The sequence below is a fragment of the Legionella sp. 39-23 genome (assembly GCF_001897665.1).
Taxonomy (GTDB): domain Bacteria; phylum Pseudomonadota; class Gammaproteobacteria; order Legionellales; family Legionellaceae; genus Legionella; species Legionella steelei.
Window position 1 is genome coordinate 44,959 of the sequence record NZ_MKTO01000033.1, and the last position, 19,839, is coordinate 64,797.

The window sequence follows — 19,839 nt, forward strand, 5'->3', positions numbered from 1 at the left end:
TCTTGATGACATATAAACGTAGCACAAAATATGCTATGATTAAGCATTTAGAATAGAACACCATAAAAGTGTTAAGAGGCCACCTAATGAGCGTTGATGCCAGTTACGATTCAAATAATATTAAAGTCCTAAAGGGTTTAGATGCAGTAAGAAAGCGACCGGGAATGTATATCGGTGATACTGATGATGGCACCGGTCTGCACCACATGGTTTTTGAGGTTGTAGATAACTCTATAGATGAAGCACTGGCGGGCTATTGCAAAGAGATTTTTGTAACCATCCATTCTGATGAATCAATCACTGTTAAGGATGATGGACGAGGAATTCCCGTAGATATTCATAAAGAAGAAGGGAAATCTGCTGCCGAAGTAATCATGACGGTTCTGCATGCCGGGGGTAAGTTTGATGATAACTCCTATAAGGTATCTGGTGGACTACATGGTGTGGGCGTGTCAGTAGTTAATGCGTTATCCGAAGAATTGCATATGACGGTGCGTCGAAATGGCAGAGTACATGAGCAACACTATCGGCATGGGGTTCCAGACGCGCCTATGGCAGAAACAGGTGATGCAACTACCACCGGAACGCAAATTTGGTTCAAACCGAGTGCTGAAACTTTCTCTAATATTGAATTTCACTACGATATTTTAGCAAAGCGGCTAAGAGAGTTATCTTATTTAAACTCCGGTGTGTGTATTCACTTATATGATGAGCGCTCACAAAGACAAGATACTTTCCATTATGAGGGTGGAATAACAGCGTTTGTAGAGCATCTCAATAAAAATAAAAACGTCATTATTCCGACCGTTTTTTCCATGATCACTGAAAAAGATAACATTGTTGTTGAACTCTCAATGCAGTGGAATGACTCTTATCAAGAAACTCTTTATTGCTTCACAAATAATATTCCGCAGCGCGATGGCGGAACACATATGGCTGGTTTCAGAGCCGCCTTAACCCGAACTCTAAATAATTACATCGAGAGTGAAGGGTACGCTAAAAAAGCTAAAGTATCACCAACGGGAGATGACGCTCGTGAAGGATTAACGGCAGTACTTTCTGTAAAAGTACCCGATCCTAAATTCTCTTCACAGACAAAAGATAAACTTGTTTCTTCTGAAGTAAAAGCGGTTGTTGAATCTGGTGTTGCCGAAAAATTTAATGATTTCCTCCTGGAAAATCCATCCTGTGCAAAAGCCATTGTTGGTAAAATCATTGATGCAGCGCGCGCGAGAGAGGCAGCGCGACGTGCTCGAGAAATGACAAGGCGTAAGGGCGCCTTAGATATCGCTGGCTTGCCTGGAAAGCTTGCAGACTGCCAAGAAAAAGACCCTGCTTTATCAGAACTCTATCTCGTAGAGGGAGACTCAGCAGGAGGCTCGGCAAAACAAGGGCGAGATAGAAAATTCCAAGCGATTTTACCGCTCAAGGGAAAAATATTAAACGTTGAAAAAGCACGTTTTGATAAAATGCTTTCATCGCAAGAGGTTGCTACACTAATTACTGCATTAGGTTGTGGTATAGGACCTGATGAATATGATCCAGATAAAGTACGTTATCATCGTATCATCATTATGACTGATGCCGATGTGGATGGATCGCATATCAGAACGCTGCTTCTTACTTTCTTCTACAGGCAGACAACGGAGTTGTTGGAGCGCGGTTATATTTATATCGCACAACCACCATTGTATAAAGTGAAGCGCGGAAAACAAGAGCAGTATGTGAAAGATGATGAGGCCTTGTTTGAATATTTAACACAAAGTGCTTTGGATGGTGCAGCTTTCTATCCTGGAAAAGATATTCCACCAATTACTGCTATGGCTTTGGAAGAGCTGGTTCACCAGTATCGTCGCGCTGAGAAGATTATCAAACGCTATAAAAGAAGATATCCAAGTGATATTTTGAAGCGTGTAGCCTACTTACCCATATTGCAGAACGAAGATTTTAGTCAGCAAGAAAAAATTGCAAGTTGGTGCAAACAATTGCATTTGAGCCTGCAACAACTTGGAAGTAAGACAGAGCAATATCAGGTTGAGGTTCACTCACTCGAGGATAGCAATCAGTTTATACCTAGAATAATTGTTACCCAGCATGGAATGCAAAACTACATCCCGATGAATGTAGAGTTCTTCTCTTCTAAAGACTATAAAGAGTTAGTTAATCTAGGCTCTAAGTTAGCAAGTTTGGTGGAAGAAGGAGCTTATATCAAACGCGGCGATAAAGAGTTAGTTGTCGAAAATTTTGAGCAGGCATTAGGCTGGTTAATGGATGAAGCGAAAAGAGGCCAGACTATTCAGCGTTATAAAGGTCTGGGAGAAATGAACCCCGATCAACTCTGGGAGACAACAATGGATCCAGCCGTGCGGCGAATGCTGCAAGTGAGCATTGAAGATGCGGTTGCGGCAGATGCTATTTTTACCACGTTAATGGGTGATAATGTTGAGCCTCGAAGAGAGTTTATCGAAAGTAATGCTTTAGAAGCAGAAAATATAGACGTATAAAGCATCTTGCATGATCATTCGACTTGAATGATCATGCAACATCCACCCCTCAAAGTAAACCGTGAGCAAAAACACCTTTTAAAAAGAAAAATTATTTTAAATCAAACACATATGATTCTTTAAAACATTTCTGGACAAATGATATCACCTATGACAGGATATCTATCACTAGAAAATACCTACTAGCCGTACAGTTTAGAATGTAAAGGCCTCTTTCAAACCGAGTCAATATAATGAAGTAATTTAAGTAACTACACTGCTGTTTTGTACTCAGCTAACATCGTTGCGCTTTATGGTTGTAAAGGATTTAACTATATAAGGAAACGTTATGAAATTAAAATTGAATGGGTTGCCATTTAAACTTCTAGTTACACCAGTTGTTTTAGGTTTATTGAGCCTCCAGGCTTATGCACTACCGAAAGCTCCAGGGATAGCACATCATCCCATCCACTATAAACCAAATACCCCCCATTTCTTGCCTTCAGGATTAACACCAAATCAGGTCAGTGTAGCCTACGGGTTTAATTCAATTAGTGCTCAAGGCCAAGGACAAGTTATTGCCATTGTAGATGCATTTGATGATCCTAAGATTGAGGCGGACTTGCGTGTATTTTCAAAACAATTTGGTTTACCTGCATGTACTACTGCAAATGGATGCTTTAAAAAGATTTATGCAAGCGGTAAAAAACCAAAGACCGATGCTGGATGGGCGGGCGAGATCGCTCTGGATGTGGAGTGGGCGCACGCCATGGCTCCTGCTGCTAAAATTATTTTGGTCGAAGCAGCAGATGACAGCATGGATAATTTATTCAAAGCAGTACAAGTTGCGGTAAATAGCGGTGCTACAGTTGTTTCAATGAGTTGGGGTGCTGGTGAGTTTGCTGGACAAACCTCCTATGACGCTATATTTAATAATCCAAACGTAACCTTTACTGCCTCTTCTGGCGACAGTGGTGCAGGAACAATTTATCCTGCGGCTTCCCCATATGTTTTGGCTGTTGGGGGAACTACTTTATATGTGGACTCATACGGGAATTATCAGGGTGAAGCTGCATGGTCGGGAAGTGGTGGTGGAGTAAGTACGGTGGAAGCTTGGCCAGATAGTCAAAAAAATCTGCCTATTCCTCAAGCCAACAACATGCGCGGAGTTCCTGATGTAGCATATAATGCTGATCCAGAGACTGGATTTTCAGTGTACAGTTCAGTTCCAGGTGATGGCGGTGTGGGTTGGTCGGTGGTAGGGGGCACTAGCGCAGGGGCACCACAGTGGGCAGCAATTGTTGCAGTGGCTAACTCCATGAATGCTGTCGTCTACGGCGGTAGCTTCGCTAACTTAGTTTATGCTGCGGGTAATCCAAGTACTGGAAATTACTATTATAATTTTAACGACATTAATACTGGAAGTAATGGAACTTGTGGTTATTACTGTACAGCACAAGATGGCTATGATTATGTAACAGGTTTAGGCTCTCCAGAGCTTGGTAGCTTGATCCCAGATTTACCAAATTACCAACTGATAAAGATTCCACCACTTCAATAAGTAAATCCACTTTTGGTTGAGCTTAAGACTCAACCAAAAGCTGTTCTTCTTAAAAACGTTATTTTAACTCGATACAAGCTGTAATCATTTTGTGGCGTTTCCATGACACATGTCTTGAATCGGTACGAGTTTTTGATTGAGTGCCCAACAACATATATGTATAATCCGCACGCTTTGTGAATCTAAATTTGACATATCTTTGAGGCGAATATGATTTTTGTAGTTATTGGTGGAGCATCAGGCTCCGGAAAGACAGGGTTATCCCAACATTTATTAACAAAATTAAAACAAGCTGGAACAAGCGCACAAATATTAAATATGGATGATTATTATCGTGAAATTCCAGTAGGTGTTGATATTGCGGAATTTCGTAAAAAAACTAATTTTGATACACCGGATATGCTGCACTTAGATTTATTAAAACAGCATATTGTTGCATTGCATGAGGGCCTATCAATCACTAAACCTATTTTTGATTTCAAAACGAACAAACGTATCGGTGAAGAGACGGTGCATCCATCTGATGTGATTATTCTAGAGGGGATATTTGCGCAATATTTCTATAAGCACTACTGGTCATCTGAGCTGCCTGTCGTCACCGCAAATGTCGCAACTGACAATTATTTAGATATCATTGAGCGTCGTATCAAGCGCGATATGAAAGAGCGCGAACGAAAGCGTGAAGAGAGTACAGCGCAGGAACAAAAAAATGTTGGCCCTGGCTTCCTAAAATATACCGCCAGTAGTTCTATGGGGGCAGATGTCTACGTGATTAATGAAAATAGAGATGGATTAGATGGGCAATATCTTATTTTAGATGCTGCGGCTGATGAAATTATCGTTGAAGTCGATCAAAAACTAGCGGCACAACAGGTTGGTTCGCTAGAGGACAAAAAACCTTCACCCAATGCACAAGAACTCATCGCGAAAAGCCATCTTATTGCCGGAACCTTATTTCAACCACGCAGATTTGAAGGGCATTTTAGTGGTGTGTTTGGGGATTTTAAAGGAAAATATGTTCGGGAGTTTTCTGTACGGGAAGCAGAAGAAATTACCGCACCGTTTAAACCCTAGGAGAGCTTAGAATTATCATAATCCTTCAAGACGCTGTTATTCTTGGGAGCATCGTAGGTTGAGCCTTGGCCTAGCAATAAGTAATAAATTGCAAATTCTCGGACGCCACAACAATGCTTAGAATAGGGGATCTCTCTTCGCACCAGCCATGGCAGGAAGAGAGATTTTTTCTTATGGAGAAATAAGATACATTAAGCGTTTAGTGTGCTGCATCCTTGCAGCGAAGTACATCCCATGTACTTGTCCCTTAGTTTGACTTCCTGTCAGACGAATCCGTGTCATCCCTTTGAGTTACAGTATAGCCTTTTGGCTGTTGTTGTCATTGCGCAGATAGAGCAACAATGCGTAAGAAATATCTCAAAGAGAAGCGTGCGTTGTCTTAGGCTCCTGTTGTGTAATGCAATGAATTCCACCACCTCCAGCAAACACATCCAGCGCATCAATTTGTGTAATATGATAATCAGGATATAGCTGCGTGAATAATTGGTAGGCAGCTTTGTCATGCTGTTCATAACCAAAAGCAGGCATGACAATTCCTTTATTTGCTAAATAAAAATTAATATAGGATAAGGTCAACCGTTCTCCATCAAGATAGGTTGCTGGTGGTTGTTCTACCGTGTACACCTCTAACTTTCGTCCTTTAGCATCAGTTGTTGATTTAAGAATTTCCAGGTTTTCATGCAAGGTTGCGTAGTTAGGGTCTTCCTTATCATGAGTGATAAGACAAAGTACTTTTCCTGGTGCAATAAAACAGGCGATTTCATCAATATGTCCATCTGTTTCATCCCCTAATAAGCCCTTGTTTAACCAGATAATTTTTTGAGCACCAAGAAAATCATACAAATAATGTTCAATTTCTTGTTGACTGAGTTGGGGATTGCGATTCTCATTAAGCAAGCATTCGCGTGAGGTGAGCACGGTTCCTTCACCATCTACATGAAATGAGCCACCTTCCATAACTAAAGGTGCTGAAAAGGCCACGGCGTGGGTTCGTTTCAAGATGGCTGCCGCAATTTGGTTATCCAGCGCACAATCTTTATAGTTGCCACCCCAAGCATTATGAATCCAATCAACCCCAGCCAATTGTTGCTGCTGGTTTAACAAAAAAGTAGGCCCTGTATCTCGGGTCCATGAGTCATTAATTGCCAGAGTAAACAATGAAATTTCATCACCACATAGGCTTTTGGCTGATTCTTCATCCCCGGGATTGACTAACATAGTTACCGGCTCATATTGCGCTATGGCATGTGCAACCCGCGCATAAGCTACACGTGCTTTTTGCAGGCCGACTTTAGACCAAGTGTCGAGATGACAAGGCCATGCCATCCAACAGCGCTCATGAGGATGCCACTCAGCAGGCATAAAAAATCCGCTTTGTTTTGGTGTCATCTTATTATCTCCGAATATGTTCATCTAAATAGGTTAATTGAGAAAAAATGCTTCTTAATTCATTCAAATACAAAAGTGCAGTTTCCTTAGGTAATTCCGCATGGATTAATTGCTTCTCATAGGATTGCACTAATTTTTTGGTATCAAAATGAGCGAGATTCAGAACGTTAGTCACGGTATCGCCACTAACCAAATCATTAAGTTCAAACTGCCCATCGTCAGAGAGCTTGACGTCTAAGGAATTGGTATCGCCAAATAAATTATGCAAATTACCTAGGATCTCTTGGTATGCACCTACCAAGAAAAATCCTAATGAATATGGTTTGTTATCATCATACTGTGGCAGCATTAGCGTCGAGTTCACACAAGAACTACCAAGATATTCTTTAATAGTACCATCTGAATCGCAGGTTAAATCTTGCAAAACACTGTGCATTGCCGGTGTTTGTGTAAGCTGTGAAATCGGCGCGATCGGAAAGATTTGCCCTATAGCCCAAGCATCAGGAATCGATTGAAAAAATGAAATATTGCAAAATACTTTAACGGCCATATCTTCATTAATTTTTGCCAATAAAGTTTCTTCAGTGGGATTTTCCTCGTTGAGGCGTTCTTTAAGTTCCAGACATATATTGGTATAGAATGCTTCTACTTTCGCCTTCTCCTGCAAACTAATAACCCCATGCTTAAACAAAGAATGTGCTTCATTCAAAGAATGTTCTGCATAGTTGTATATCTCAATAGGTGCACTTGCAGTTATTGAGTGATATGTGTCATATATATCACGAATCACATGTGAGTCTTCTTCAGTAATTTCCGGAAGAGACGGTGATTTATTCATTATTTCTATATCACTAATATCAGAAATTAAAACCGCATGGTGAGCCGTTAATGCTCTTCCTGATTCTGAAATAATGTTGGGCTCAGGAACATTGGCTTCCTGGCAAAGATATTGAATGGCGAGAAGAATGTGGGTGGCATATTCATGGATGCTGTAATTCATAGAGCAGCCTTGATTTGAATGCGTTCCTTCATAATCCACACTGAGTCCACCACCCACGTCAATGGTATCTATGGGCGCATTTAATTGCCGTAACTCGACATAGTATCGAGATACTTCCTGCATGCAATGGCGAATATCGTGAATGTTGGCAATTTGTGAGCCCAAATGACAATGCATGAGTTGTAGGCAATCGAGCATATTATGGGCTTTTAATTGATTCACCAACTCGAGCACTTGTTTTGCAGTAAGACCAAACTTGGATTTGACACCACCAGTGTGCTCCCATTTGCCGGCACTTTTCGTGATTAAACGGATACGAACCCCTAGAGTTGGTTTTACTTTTAAGCGCGCAGACTCTTTTAAAATAATGTCCAACTCGGATATTTTTTCAACAACAATGAAGACCTTATGTCCCATTTGCTGGGCAATTAAGGCTGTACGTATGTAATAACTGTCTTTATAACCATTACAAACAATGGTGCCGTGTTGGTGATTACTCAGCATGCCAATTACCGCCATGAGCTCGGGTTTTGAACCGGCTTCTAGCCCTATCGTATGATTGGGTGATTTCAATAGTTCACGCACAACACTTTGTTCTTGGTTTACTTTAATGGGGTAAACCAGCTTATATTGCCCTGTATAGTCATTTTCTGCTATGGCTTGCGTGAATGCTTCGTAAATGCGATGCACGCGGTCATGTAAAATATCAGAACAACGAATGAGCAGCGGCAAATGGAGTCCTGTTCTGCTCGCCTCATTAACAATAGCCTGTAGCTCAACACCTGGTTTACCTGGTGCTTTGCTTATTTCAATATTCCCTCGGGGGTTAATACTGAAGTATCCCTCACCCCAGTTGTTGATGTTATATAAATTTTCTTCATGTAGTGTACTGTTGTTCATATATCGATATTCCAAAGGACTTAACGTGGTTTTACAAGGTCATGGTAGGTAGAAGGCTCTCGCTGCTGTGCAAAAGGAAACAATCTTCCCCATAATGCGCGTTGCCCAAAGTCTAATTCGGCGACTAATACGGCAGGTTTGTCTCGAGATGCTTGTGCTAAAATTTCTCCCATAGGTGTACTTATGAAGCTGCTACCATAAAACTCTAATCCGTCTTCACAACCAATTCTGTTGGTTGCAATGATAAATGTATTACTCATGATTCCCTGGGCAACCATAACTTTTTGCCACATGGGTTGTGTATTGACTTCAGGAGCAGTTGGTTCGCCGCCAATTGCAGTGGGATAAACCAAAATTTCGGTGCCCTTTAAACCATAAATTCGTGACAATTCTGAAAACCATTGATCATAGCAGGTAGGCAAACCCAATTTATGTCCTGCAATTTGGTGGACTGGGTAATCAGAGTCTCCAGGTTTAAAGTAGAAATTCTCATGGTATTTTTCCCCGCTGGGAATGTGCTGTTTGCGGGTTATGGCAATAAGCTCACCTTTATTGTTATAAGCCACGGCAGTATTGTAACCTGCTTTTTCAAAGAGTGAAGCGGTGATGCTCACATTATACGCTTTTGCCATTTTACTGACAAACTGAGTTGTAGGGCCGGTATGGATATCTTCCATAAATGGGGTGGGATCAACATCTGGGCGAGTACAGAAATAAGGGCTTAGTGTCAGCTCTTGCAAACAAACAAGGGCCGCTCCTTGTTGTGCCGCGGCAGTAATTCCGGACGCCAGTTTGTCTTGATGTTCTTTGGGGTTTTCATGCCATTTTTCTTGCACTAATGCAACAGTAAGTTTTTCATGCGTCATTAATATCTCTCTTGAAATTAAGGATCAAAATAAAGTGCCCTTACAAAGTAAGGGCGGGTGTGTTTCAGTTTAATGTGGCGTGAAAGAGGGTGAGTCTTCAAGATATTCTTCTTCCTCTTTATTCTTAGGTGTTTTACCTTGAGAAAGCTCATCATCAGCATCACTACCTGATTCAAATTCTTCTAAAGGCAGCGATTTTACACGTAGGAGAGGTGTTGGCGATTTTTTATATAAAAAGCCACTTGGATTGCTGGCTTGAGAACCGGTTTTCTTTGTCTCAGTACTTTCTTTGGCACTAATAGAATCGGCAATAACTCTAAACGGATTGGTTTCATCAAATGCTTCAGAGTGTAGGAGCTCTAATTCATGTTGGATTGATGCTTGGTGAGTAGATTCTAAAGTAGACAACTTTCCTGCAATGGATGTTTCATGACCTTGTAATAAGGTACTGAACATATTGACGAACGTTTTGCAGGTTTCAGCTTTATAATCGCGGCTGGTAAAAAATTTCTCTGGATTGTCACTTAATAATAATGTCTCTATATTTCGACGCAACGTAAACGCAAGCTGAATTTTTGCTGCGAGAATACTCTTAGGAAATACCGTACTTAGAGTATGCGCGATTTTGCTGCGTTCCTTTTCTGGCGTACACAAGGCTAATCGTTCGGCAATAGCTGACTCATTACTTTCTAATACCTGTGTGGCCAGATCGCTAAAGCGATGAAAAGGTGCAGGGTCAAATTCTTTTGCTAGAAATAAAGCATGTGGTGATTTATTGCGCAAATCATGTAACGAATTGATATGCTGTCTTACCAAATGCGCTGTGCGGAGTACCTCGTGGAACGTTCCCCCATTTTTAGCGAAGTTGTCTAAAGCTTTAATGTGGTTACTGTATTGTTTGAATTTTGATTCCGGACAAGCAGCAATTATCTTAGTTGCAAGCGCCAATTGTTCTTTAGTGCTTAATGCATTAAGCACTTTTGCGTTCTCAGCTAAGGCATCACCGTCGCTCAGCTGCTCATAGGGATTTTCTAGTGCAATTATTTCTTCATAAGTAAATACCATTTAATCCTCCTTAATTAAGGTGAGAAAGGTACTGAACAATTATACAAAGGAGTTTCTCCCAAAAAATATAAGCATTATCTCCTTTGTCCTCTTTCGGCATAACCGAAATTCCTTTTATCGACTACAGAGTTAAATTTGCACACTATTTTAACGGATTAAAATCGAACTGTCATGAAATTAATCTAAAGTTTTACGAAAAAGTGTCGAATAACTGATCAGATGCATGTTTTGCCTTAAAAAAATACAATAACAATAAGGAGTGGGCAATGTCTAAAACTCATTTACTACAAGACCCCTTTTTAAATGAATTACGCAAAGAAAAGGTGCCTGTATCAATTTTTTTGGTCAATGGAATTAAATTGCACGGTATTGTGGATTCTTTTGATCAGTATGTGGTCATGCTGAAAAACTCAATTACACAAATGGTTTATAAGCATGCGATTTCTACGGTTGTGCCATCACGTGCAATAAAAATGCCGGCTGAAGACGAAAACTCTGGAAACGATGGAGCTGTGGAGAGTTAGAAGCAGTGGAATTCTATTATAGGCCTGAGTGTGGTTTGCAGAAAATCAATAGGCGTTGTTTTTTGCTGCACTCGGGCTTGTTTATGTGGTCTTTGCCGAAGGGTAGCACATCATGAACCACGATGGGCTATACTAGCTATTAATCATCATAGATAGTTCATATTGACTCAAAATTGATGAAGGCGTTAATTGGGCTGGATGGAAATAGATCTTTCTCAGAATCACCTCAATGGTCATCGCGTTTTTGTTTCAACAGACCAACATTTGGGGCTCATCTATTCTAACTATAGTGTTTTTTTTTCTTCTTTTGACATAAACTGGCTTCTGTAGTTTTTAGCCTTATAAATAGGGGTTTCTACGCGCTTACACTGTGTTGTGATGCGAGATCCCTCGCTATGCTCGGGATGACGGGGTACAGTTTTGCCAGAATAGTAGAAATGTAATTAGGCTCTAATAAAAACATATTTTTTCGGAGAATAAGTTAGTGTTTGAACGTCCTCAAGGCGGTGAGCGTGCAGTATTGGTGCAATTAGCACTACCGGGAGTTGATGCAGATAAAGCATTGCAAGAATTTGAAGAGTTAGCGCTTTCCGCGAATGCGGAGATTTTGGATTGTGTTTTAGGTACACGTGCAACCCCAGATGCTAAATATTATCTCGGTAAAGGTAAAGCAGAGGAGATTGCACAGCTTGTTAAAACACTTGATGCAGAGTTGGTTCTCGTCAATCATGAATTATCCCCCTCACAAGAACGAAATCTGGAGCGTTTATTTGAATGCCGTGTGGTTGACCGAAGTGGTTTGATTCTCGATATATTTGCCCAGCGTGCACGTACGTTTGAGGGAAAATTGCAAGTTGAGTTGGCTCAATTGCAGCATTTATCAACGCGCCTAATCCGAGGCTGGACGCATTTGGAGCGCCAAAAAGGAGGGATTGGACTACGAGGCCCCGGTGAAACTCAATTGGAAACAGACCGTCGTTTACTGCGAGAACGCATCAAATACATTAATAAACGCTTGGAAAAAGTACGTAGCAATCGTGATCAAAACCGCCAGGCGAGACGCAAAGCCTCTTTGCTCACGGTGTCTTTAGTTGGTTATACCAATGCGGGGAAATCCACTTTATTTAATGTGTTGACTGGTGAAAGCATTTATGTGGCGGATCAGTTGTTTGCTACTTTAGATCCTACGATGCGCCAACTTAATTTACCGGGTTCTTCCTCCGTGATTTTAACTGATACCGTGGGATTTATTCGTGATTTGCCCCATCAATTGGTCGAAGCATTTCGGGCAACTTTGGAAGAGACACAGCAGGCGGATTTATTGCTGCACGTGATCGATATTTCTGATCCGCATTGGCGAGACAACGTTTTTTCAGTGCAACAGGTTTTAGATGAGTTAGGAGTACATGATATTCCTGTCATTCTGGTATTCAATAAAATTGACTTAAAAGAAGGGTATGAGCCTAAGGTGGATTATCAGGAAGAGAAATGTAAAGTATGGATCTCTGCTGCGTCCAATCTGGGGCTGGATTTACTCAAAGAAGCAATTAGCACCCAATTACATGGGGCTGTTCTTATTGAGCATGTAGTGCTTAAAGCGACACAGGCAAAATTGCGCGCACAACTTTATGCATTAGGTTCTGTTTTAAATGAATCGCATGATGAGCACGGTGATTGGTTGTTACAAATTCGCATCACTAAAGAACAAAAACAACGTTTGTTTGCAGAGAATACGCCATCGCGAACGAAATAGCTTTGTAGCCTGGCCGCGCAGCGGAGCCCAGGCTATAAGATCCAAAATACAATGATTTAAGTCTTTTTTATTACCGTGTCTAAGGTTTTAATATCTTGGCCGCCATAGAGCGTATCAACGAGCTCACCTTGGGGATTAATCACAAAGGTAACCGGCACACCAATAATATCACCTAATCCTAAAGCAAGTGCTGGATCTGAAGCGAGTGAGGGGTACTGGATATTGAATTTTTGAATGAGTTTCTTTTGTTGATGTACTGGGAGCCCATCGTAATTTACAGCAAATAACACAACGGAATCTTGCTCATGCTTTTGATAAAAACGGTTCAATTCGGGAATTTCATCAATACAGGTTTTACACCAACCGGCCCAATAATTAATAAGCACCCACTTCCCTTTTAGAGATGAAAAAGGAATTGTGTTGCCTAGGGTATCTTTAAGCAGCACATCTGCCTGGCTTATAGATGTGATGCTCATTAAGATAAATGCGACAAATAAATTTTTTATTTTGAAGTTCATAGTTATCTCATATTTCGAAAGCTATTCCATTCTATGGTAAGTGCTCATAGGAAAAAATATTTTTTCATACTACATCAAAAAATGCAAAATCGCTCGTATTTAATCGCGCATTAATGAATTGGGACCAACATAGTAGATCATAGAGGGATGGTTTAGGTATGATGATCGTATTTCAAAAAAACTAAAATCCTATGGCCAAACTCTATTTTTATTTTGCTGCAATGAATGCTGGGAAAAGTACGGTACTCCTGCAATCAAGTTATAATTATCGCGAACGCGGAATGAACACTTTGTTATTTGCGCCATCAATTGATAATCGATATCAACACGGCGAAGTGCATTCGCGTATAGGACTCTCCGAACAAGCTTTGATTTTTAATCCAAATGATGATCTATACCAGCAAGTCCTGGCACAAGAGAAAGAATATGCCTGTGTTTTGGTTGATGAAGCCCAGTTTTTAACCCGTACGCAAGTTCATCAATTAACAGAAATTACCGATCAACTTGGAATTCCTGTGCTTGCCTATGGCTTGCGTACCGATTTTCGCGGAGAACTCTTTGAAGGAAGCCAATATCTTTTAGCATGGGCGGATGAACTTGTTGAACTCAAAACCATTTGTCATTGTGGACGTAAAGCCACGATGAACTTACGCTTAAATGCTCATGGTGATGTAATCACTGAAGGAGATCAAGTCATTATAGGCGGTAATGATATGTATTCATCAACGTGTAGAAAACATTTTAAGCAGGGAGAACCAGGACTTAATCGAGCTATAAAAGAACCCTCGATGGAGAGTGTTTTTGACCTGGATTAAGTGTTCATCCGTTAATTAAAATCCTGTCTGTTACAACAGGTTCCTACGCGATAAAGAATATCTGGAGTGTAGGGTGAAGGACTGCAACCTGGGTTTCCACTTCGTTTCACCCAGGCTACATTTCCTGCCCACCGGGAGGCTCGCTAGATAGTTCATCTATGACGGAACGCTTATAATGTCGGCGCTTCGCCAGTGCCAGGTGCTATAGGTTCTTTTTTAGGATTGGATTCAATTAGAAAGCGAGCGTACTCAAGGAGTGCTGGCGAGCCAATAGGAATCTCCTTGGGAACACTTTTCAATACCATCGTTTCTTCAGTTGCTGTATACCCTTCAATAAGCGCACGATATTCAGCAGAGCTCATTAAAGTAGAGGCATCAGCGAGTACTAAAATTCTACTGTCGGGTGCGATTAATTCTAATTCACGTGCTCGTTTATTCATTTTGTCAAATTGTTTGTGAAAGTAGGCGCCCTCACCCGTGGTAGTTGATGCAACCTCTATTGCCATCATTCTTTGACAGAAGCTTGGATTGACAATAGTTGTCGCCTGTACTTGCTCAGCTTTAGCAAATCCTTTCAAGAAGCGTCCGGCAGCCCCCTCTACAATGACCATACTATGTAGATCGGTATCAAAATTTAGGCGCCAGTCATCTTCTGGTCTTGCGCCTAAGATTGCCGTTGTTTCATTATTTCCCTGGGCAAGATCAAAAATGTCCTCAACTCGTCTAAAGTCCCCAACATCCTGTTCTCCATGAAGGAGCTTTTGATAACATTGAAATGCTTCAACATCGACATGTCGTGCTGTTTGCGGACGAATATATACACAGGGTAAACACGTGGAGGCAATGGCTCCTTTCGCACTGATGAGCTGAAATCCAACCATATATTCTCTCACCGTGTGTGGATCAGGTGACATCGAAAATAAAGCACAGCTCTTAGGGACATGTATGTATTTAGCAATATCTAAATCAAAAGGTCTTTTGGCATAGAGCCCTGCACCAAATCGTCCATCGGTTGCAATATTTACGACTTCTTTAAATCCTGACATCCCACGATGAACTATATATGGTCCTCTGGGCAAACTTTTTAATAACTCCTCATATTCCATCTTTGCTGTTTTTACAGATACTTCTGCAGGTGGATGATGGGCGCCCTTAGGTGCATGATGTGTGCCCTTAGGTGCATGATGTGTGCCCCCATGTGCATGATGTGTGCCTCCATGTGCATGATGTGTGCCCCCATGTGCATGGTGTGCACCGCCCCCTGTAGCTGTATGTGGTGATTTTCCAAAAAGTCCTTTGGGAGTAACCGCTTTTAAAACCGCTGCGCGGCATGGGGATGGGGGTACGCGTACACGTAGAGAACGAGTTACTCTGCCTAGCATAATTTGGCCCTCCGGCTTATTTTAATTAAATGCAGTTATTTTAAATAAACTGTTTTTTTTATAAGCATAGCAGAGAAATTTGTGTTTAAAAATAGGCCAGGCGGATTAATTTATGAATGTGCAAAACGCCGCCCCCAACATAGTGGAGGTTGAAAACGATATTTGGGTTTGGGTTCTGTCGCAAAAAGTTATTTACCAAGGCAAGATCTCGATTTTTGCATAGGAATGGTGAGCGATGATTAGTTTTAAGTAGCATCATTAAGCGTAGTAGAGAAACTTTTGTCTAAAAAACAGACAATTCGTGTTGGCTTATAATTCATAGATAAAACTTCTTAGCCCCACACTGGCGGCTAAGAATAACGTGCTGAGCTCGTTGTATCCGTGGGTATTACTGGTGTTTTCTCAGGATTGGATTCAATTAAAAAGGCCACATACTCAATGAGTTCTTCAGAGCCAATGGGAATACCTCTTGGAACACTTTGTAATACCATGGTTTCACCGGTTGTTGTATGCTGCTCCATCAGCTCAAGATATTTAGGTGAGCTCATTAGAGCGGATGCATCACTCATTGTTAATATTCTTTGGTCGCCTTCGATTAGTCCTAATTCTTGAGATCTTTTCGTCATCGTTCTATGGTATTTGTCATAAAATGCCCCTTCACCAGAAGCAGTTGAGAAGACTTCAATGGCCATGAGTCTTTTAGAATATCCTGGATTCTCAATCGTTGTTGCTTCTACAGTATTGGCATTTGTAAAGCCGCTCAAAATACGTCCTGCACCTTCTACTAGCACGATGCTATGGATATCTCTATCAAATCGGGGACGCCAATCATCCTGTTTTGTTGCACCTAAGATTACAGTGGTTTCATTATTTCCATGAGCAAGATCAAAAATATTCTCGTATTGGGTCCGATTTCCTAATTCCACCGCCGCATTGATGACTTTCTGATAATGTTCAAACAATTCCACATCGACATGTCGTGCCGTTTGTGGGCGAATAAATACGGCCGGTAAGCCCATGGAGACAATAGCGCCTTTTGCCGTGATGAGCTGGAACCCTATCATATATTCTCTAACAGTGTGTGGGTCGGGAGAGGTAGAAAGCAATAAGCTGCTCTTAGGTTTATCTATAAATTCCGCAATATCTAAAGAAGCAGGTCTTTTAGTGTATTTCCCCGCGCCAAATTTCCCATGGGTTACAATACTTTCTACCTCTTCAAGTCCGGCCATGCCGCGATGAAGGGGGACGCTTTTGGGTAAGCCCTCAAGCATTGTCGGGAGATCTACCTTTGCCTTTTTAGCAGGTAGAAGCACGGTTGACTTAAGCGTTTGCTCGAACTCTCGAGCGCGAAACGTGCTGCTAAAAATGGTACCCAATCGACCACTATAAGAAGAGCTTACATTGCTTAAAACCGTGGAGCCGAAAGGACTGAGTACAAGTTTATCTGCTTTTTTCCACATTTGTGTCTCCAGAAACTTTAGAAAGAGAAATAATTTGGGCGGCAGCGTTAAATTTGATTAACGTGGCCTTTATTTGATCATAGCACAAGAAAGTTTTTGTTCAAAAAACGGAATCTATGAATTTATATAGATCAAATTAATATATGTTTAGGAGGTGCTGTTGATGGCAGAATTACTGCTTTAGTCCCGTCTACAGGGTGATTAAAAATACTTCTGATGAGCAACGTAGATTTTTTAGTAGATTTCACCGCTGCAGACGATTCTGTTTTTTCTGTCACAACCAAATCTACAGGGCTAGAAGTGGTTGTTTTCAGGGATCACATCACCTCGAGCTAATTTTTTTTTGTGTTTTCGTATGTTTTGTGTGGCCGCAAATTAAATATTATTCAATGTGGTCATTTGCTGAATGTATGATGCAATAAATTTATTTGCAAGGCTTAATTTTGTTGCTAAGTGCAGATTGCGAGAGCTTGTTGAGAGTTAAAAAATTTCTTCGTGCATTAAATGGGCGGCTATTGATTTAGGCCTTTGATTAATATTTATATCGCCTGATAAATTTTGGACTATGCTATATAGCAGTGATGTGGAAATTAATGTTTTTTGTTAGCTAACATGGAGCGTATTCATGAGCGAAATTAAAGTAGAGCGATTGATTAAAGGTATCCTGGTACGCGAAGGTGCTGGGGTGAAATTACATCGCTATATTGGTATTGAGAGGAGTAATGATTTTGAGCCTCTTCTTCTGCTCGATTATTTCAATAGCACGGATCCTTTGGATTATATGGCAGGGTTTCCTGCCCATCCTCATCGAGGTTTTGAAACAATTACTTATTTGCTCGACGGTAGTATAACCCATGAAGATAATAAGGGGCATAAAGGAACTATTGCGGCTGGAGACGTGCAATGGATGACCGCTGGTAAAGGAATTGTGCATTCAGAAATGCCCTCCACTAATGGTCGATTACATGGTTTTCAGTTGTGGTTAAATTTACCTGCATCAGAGAAAATGCGCGCTCCTCGTTATCAAGAAATGCAAGGTACTCAATTGCCAGTGGAAACACATGATTCAGGTGGGCAAATTAAGGTAATTGCGGGTCAGACCGATAAGGGGACCGTTTCGCCGATTACAGGCATTGCTACGCACCCCTTATTATTCGATATTGTTTTACCACCTGAAGCAAGTATACAGCAACATATCCCCAAGGATTACCAAGCGATTCTTCTCGTTATTTCAGGAACTGTACGTATCGGGGAGCAGTTAGTACAACATGATACCGTAGCCAAACTTGGTGCGGGCGATGTTTTGCTTTTGAAAAGTGAGACCGCAAGTCAATGCATCTTGATCGCTGCTGCTCGAATTCATGAACCGATTACCCGCCATGGGCCGTTTGTAATGAATACCCAGGAAGAAATAATACAAGCTATGGATGACTTTCGTAGTGGTAGATTTTAATTGTGTGATCTATTGATTAACGGGACTTTACTAAAAATTGGTCTAAAATTGGATTATTAGGATATAAAAAAGGCAAGTGAATGGGAGTGAAGCCTGTGCACCCAAGAAAAGAGCAATCTGCCAAAGAAATCTATAGGATTGTAGATCAATACTGTGAAGCAAACATGCACAGTAAATACCGATCAAGTTCAGCGATATCTCTGGTTTTAGGTATTTCAAATACCGATGCGGTGAAATTGATTAATAAAATTTTGATTGCATTACCGGATTGTTTTTTTTATTTGGCAAAGCCAGAGCGTATTAGTGAGATGGTGAGTTTTATTGCCCAACAGTATTTGCTTTTTCAGGCCCAAGAAAACGTCAATGATGAGTTATTCCCTAACTTACTTATTAACTTTGTTGACAACTTAGTCGAAGAAATAATGCTTCGTTATTTTTCATATGCTTAACCAGGTGATTTATGACTCGAGAAGAAATAATTCAAATAACAGGACTTAGCAGCAACGATTTAGATGCATTATTTTTACTGAATAGATTAATGCAAGCGGATAACCCGCGGCCGGACCTAGAATTAGCAGGCAGAGAAAAAGAGATGGTTGTTGCCTTTTTAGAAAAAGCGATTGGTAATATGGAGTTAAATGGAAAAATTATGGAGTTGAGAAAGCTGACAGAGCACGATACTGGGATCAGTTTTGCTGTGATTAGAACGCTGAGAAATCTGACGTTTAAATCAAGATATTGGCATCAAACTCATTTTGATGATCATGACAAAATAACCTTAGCCAAGTTGGGTGCGTTAGCTGATTTAGCCTCTCTGACTCATGATTTGGCTGTGTTTGAATCCTCTGGCATCACTATGGAAAGCGCGCGTTTGTCTCAGCTTTATCAGGATGCACAATGGGCATCACAATCCGGCTTTTCTAAAAATTTGGATCTTTCTTCTAGTACGACGGTTTTTGAGATTAAAGCGACAAAAAGTGGGGCGCCTATGTTTTTCCATGCAAAGCAGCAAAAAGATCAGTTCATTTTGTCTGAATTTCTCTATAGCGAGGAATATCGGATTAAATTGGACAAGTTAATTGGACATGATGAAACAAAAAAATTTTTAAAAAAACATTTAGGTGATGATTGGCTCCAGCAATTAGAGCATAAATTTGGGCTAATCCAACGTGAAATTCATGATGCACAGCTCATAGGTCCCATTCATCAAGGGATTGTACATCAGGATGCCTCAGCCCAAGAGCTTTTCCAAGCAGAAGATAAAAGCCCAGTAACCCTTATTTGTTCTCCATTTGTTGGTATGTGTACTATGGCTGCCATTAAGGAGTTAAATGTACAGATGGTGCAGGAGTTGAAAAGTAAAGGAGTGAAGGATATCCCTTCTCCTTTGTTGCAATTACCTGTTGCTGAAGAAGTGGCGGCATTATCTCCTTCCTGTTTTATTGATACATTGGACAAATGCAATGCTTTAGAGCGAATACCTAAATCTGCTATGAAAGGACGTTTGAGTAGTGATAAAGGTGAGGGTGACGAAGAGCGTCCATCCAATCAGCCTAAGTAGTGGTGAAAAGAATCCTCCACCGGGTTTACTTATAT

General features: G+C 40.9%; 16 protein-coding genes. 9 read left to right on the forward strand and 7 right to left on the reverse strand.

The window, feature by feature from the left end:
* The first annotated feature begins 86 nt into the window (after positions 1-86).
* From gyrB to BGO44_RS12025, 3 genes are all read left to right on the forward strand, one after another.
* Positions 87-2,504 (forward strand): DNA topoisomerase (ATP-hydrolyzing) subunit B, encoded by a 2,418-nt coding sequence (gene gyrB / locus BGO44_RS12015; RefSeq protein ID WP_058511414.1) that lies wholly within the window; start codon positions 87-89, stop codon positions 2,502-2,504.
* A gap of 328 nt (positions 2,505-2,832) precedes the next feature.
* Complete coding sequence (locus BGO44_RS12020) at positions 2,833-4,044, forward strand: S53 family peptidase (protein WP_273201015.1); 1,212 nt, start codon at positions 2,833-2,835, stop codon at positions 4,042-4,044.
* A gap of 210 nt (positions 4,045-4,254) precedes the next feature.
* Positions 4,255-5,118 carry a uridine kinase family protein gene (locus tag BGO44_RS12025; protein ID WP_273201013.1) on the forward strand — a complete coding sequence of 288 codons (864 nt, stop codon included), beginning with the start codon at positions 4,255-4,257 and terminating at the stop codon, positions 5,116-5,118.
* Between the two features lie 357 nt (positions 5,119-5,475).
* Here BGO44_RS12025 and BGO44_RS12030 read toward each other — a convergent pair whose 3' ends face one another.
* The 4 genes from BGO44_RS12030 to BGO44_RS12045 all read right to left on the reverse strand — a co-directional run bounded on the left by BGO44_RS12030 (position 5,476) and on the right by BGO44_RS12045 (position 10,338).
* A complete protein-coding gene (locus BGO44_RS12030; RefSeq protein ID WP_273201011.1) occupies positions 5,476-6,507 on the reverse strand; it encodes an agmatine deiminase family protein in 1,032 nt (343 codons plus the stop codon).
* Between the two features lie 4 nt (positions 6,508-6,511).
* Positions 6,512-8,407 carry a biosynthetic arginine decarboxylase gene (speA, locus tag BGO44_RS12035; protein ID WP_273201009.1) on the reverse strand — a complete coding sequence of 632 codons (1,896 nt, stop codon included), beginning with the start codon at positions 8,405-8,407 and terminating at the stop codon, positions 6,512-6,514.
* Between the two features lie 20 nt (positions 8,408-8,427).
* Entirely contained in the window at positions 8,428-9,273 is an 846-nt protein-coding gene (locus BGO44_RS12040; protein ID WP_273201007.1) for a carbon-nitrogen hydrolase, read from the reverse strand.
* 69 nt (positions 9,274-9,342) lie between these two features.
* Positions 9,343-10,338 carry a lpg0008 family Dot/Icm T4SS effector gene (locus tag BGO44_RS12045; protein ID WP_273201006.1) on the reverse strand — a complete coding sequence of 332 codons (996 nt, stop codon included), beginning with the start codon at positions 10,336-10,338 and terminating at the stop codon, positions 9,343-9,345.
* Between the two features lie 266 nt (positions 10,339-10,604).
* Here BGO44_RS12045 and hfq point away from each other — a divergent pair, with 266 nt between their 5' ends.
* Positions 10,605-10,862, forward strand: a complete 258-nt coding sequence (gene hfq, locus BGO44_RS12050) for an RNA chaperone Hfq (protein WP_058511420.1) — start codon at positions 10,605-10,607, stop codon at positions 10,860-10,862.
* A gap of 484 nt (positions 10,863-11,346) precedes the next feature.
* Positions 11,347-12,615 carry a ribosome rescue GTPase HflX gene (hflX, locus tag BGO44_RS12055; RefSeq protein WP_273201004.1) on the forward strand — a complete coding sequence of 423 codons (1,269 nt, stop codon included), beginning with the start codon at positions 11,347-11,349 and terminating at the stop codon, positions 12,613-12,615.
* 56 nt (positions 12,616-12,671) lie between these two features.
* Here hflX and BGO44_RS12060 read toward each other — a convergent pair whose 3' ends face one another.
* Positions 12,672-13,133, reverse strand: coding sequence for a TlpA disulfide reductase family protein (locus BGO44_RS12060; RefSeq protein ID WP_058511422.1), 462 nt, complete (start codon positions 13,131-13,133; stop codon positions 12,672-12,674).
* Positions 13,134-13,324: 191 nt separating this feature from the next.
* On the opposite strand from BGO44_RS12060, the gene BGO44_RS12065 reads away from it, so the two are divergent.
* On the forward strand, positions 13,325-13,948 hold the full coding sequence (locus BGO44_RS12065) for a thymidine kinase (protein WP_273201001.1): 624 nt from the start codon (positions 13,325-13,327) through the stop codon (positions 13,946-13,948).
* 170 nt (positions 13,949-14,118) lie between these two features.
* Here the strand turns inward: BGO44_RS12065 and BGO44_RS12070 are convergent, their stop codons facing one another.
* On the reverse strand, positions 14,119-15,330 hold the full coding sequence (locus BGO44_RS12070; RefSeq protein WP_273200998.1) for a hypothetical protein: 1,212 nt from the start codon (positions 15,328-15,330) through the stop codon (positions 14,119-14,121).
* A 350-nt stretch (positions 15,331-15,680) separates the two neighbouring features.
* Positions 15,681-16,790, reverse strand: a complete 1,110-nt coding sequence (locus BGO44_RS12075; protein WP_058511425.1) for a hypothetical protein — start codon at positions 16,788-16,790, stop codon at positions 15,681-15,683.
* A 625-nt stretch (positions 16,791-17,415) separates the two neighbouring features.
* On the opposite strand from BGO44_RS12075, the gene BGO44_RS12080 reads away from it, so the two are divergent.
* The 3 genes from BGO44_RS12080 to BGO44_RS12090 all read left to right on the forward strand — a co-directional run bounded on the left by BGO44_RS12080 (position 17,416) and on the right by BGO44_RS12090 (position 19,804).
* The gene (locus tag BGO44_RS12080) at positions 17,416-18,243 is read left to right on the forward strand and encodes a pirin family protein (protein WP_058511426.1); all 828 of its coding nucleotides are present in this window, start codon (positions 17,416-17,418) and stop codon (positions 18,241-18,243) included.
* Positions 18,244-18,338: 95 nt separating this feature from the next.
* Complete coding sequence (locus tag BGO44_RS12085) at positions 18,339-18,692, forward strand: hypothetical protein (protein ID WP_058511740.1); 354 nt, start codon at positions 18,339-18,341, stop codon at positions 18,690-18,692.
* Positions 18,693-18,703: 11 nt separating this feature from the next.
* On the forward strand, positions 18,704-19,804 hold the full coding sequence (locus BGO44_RS12090) for a hypothetical protein (RefSeq protein ID WP_068310943.1): 1,101 nt from the start codon (positions 18,704-18,706) through the stop codon (positions 19,802-19,804).
* Positions 19,805-19,839: the final 35 nt, after the last annotated feature.

Excerpts from the sequence above, each read along its gene's own strand:
- BGO44_RS12030 (WP_273201011.1), bottom strand. The coding sequence starts at position 6,507 with ATGACACCAAAACAAAGCGGATTTTTTATGCCTGCTGAGTGGCATCCT.
- BGO44_RS12075 (WP_058511425.1), bottom strand. The coding sequence starts at position 16,790 with ATGTGGAAAAAAGCAGATAAACTTGTACTCAGTCCTTTCGGCTCCACG.
- BGO44_RS12025 (WP_273201013.1), top strand. The coding sequence starts at position 4,255 with ATGATTTTTGTAGTTATTGGTGGAGCATCAGGCTCCGGAAAGACAGGG.
- BGO44_RS12070 (WP_273200998.1), bottom strand. The coding sequence starts at position 15,330 with ATGCTAGGCAGAGTAACTCGTTCTCTACGTGTACGCGTACCCCCATCC.
- BGO44_RS12060 (WP_058511422.1), bottom strand. The coding sequence starts at position 13,133 with ATGAACTTCAAAATAAAAAATTTATTTGTCGCATTTATCTTAATGAGC.
- gyrB (WP_058511414.1), top strand. The coding sequence starts at position 87 with ATGAGCGTTGATGCCAGTTACGATTCAAATAATATTAAAGTCCTAAAG.
- BGO44_RS12045 (WP_273201006.1), bottom strand. The coding sequence starts at position 10,338 with ATGGTATTTACTTATGAAGAAATAATTGCACTAGAAAATCCCTATGAG.
- BGO44_RS12020 (WP_273201015.1), top strand. The coding sequence starts at position 2,833 with ATGAAATTAAAATTGAATGGGTTGCCATTTAAACTTCTAGTTACACCA.
- BGO44_RS12080 (WP_058511426.1), top strand. The coding sequence starts at position 17,416 with ATGAGCGAAATTAAAGTAGAGCGATTGATTAAAGGTATCCTGGTACGC.
- BGO44_RS12065 (WP_273201001.1), top strand. The coding sequence starts at position 13,325 with ATGGCCAAACTCTATTTTTATTTTGCTGCAATGAATGCTGGGAAAAGT.
- BGO44_RS12090 (WP_068310943.1), top strand. The coding sequence starts at position 18,704 with ATGACTCGAGAAGAAATAATTCAAATAACAGGACTTAGCAGCAACGAT.
- hfq (WP_058511420.1), top strand. The coding sequence starts at position 10,605 with ATGTCTAAAACTCATTTACTACAAGACCCCTTTTTAAATGAATTACGC.
- speA (WP_273201009.1), bottom strand. The coding sequence starts at position 8,407 with ATGAACAACAGTACACTACATGAAGAAAATTTATATAACATCAACAAC.
- BGO44_RS12040 (WP_273201007.1), bottom strand. The coding sequence starts at position 9,273 with ATGACGCATGAAAAACTTACTGTTGCATTAGTGCAAGAAAAATGGCAT.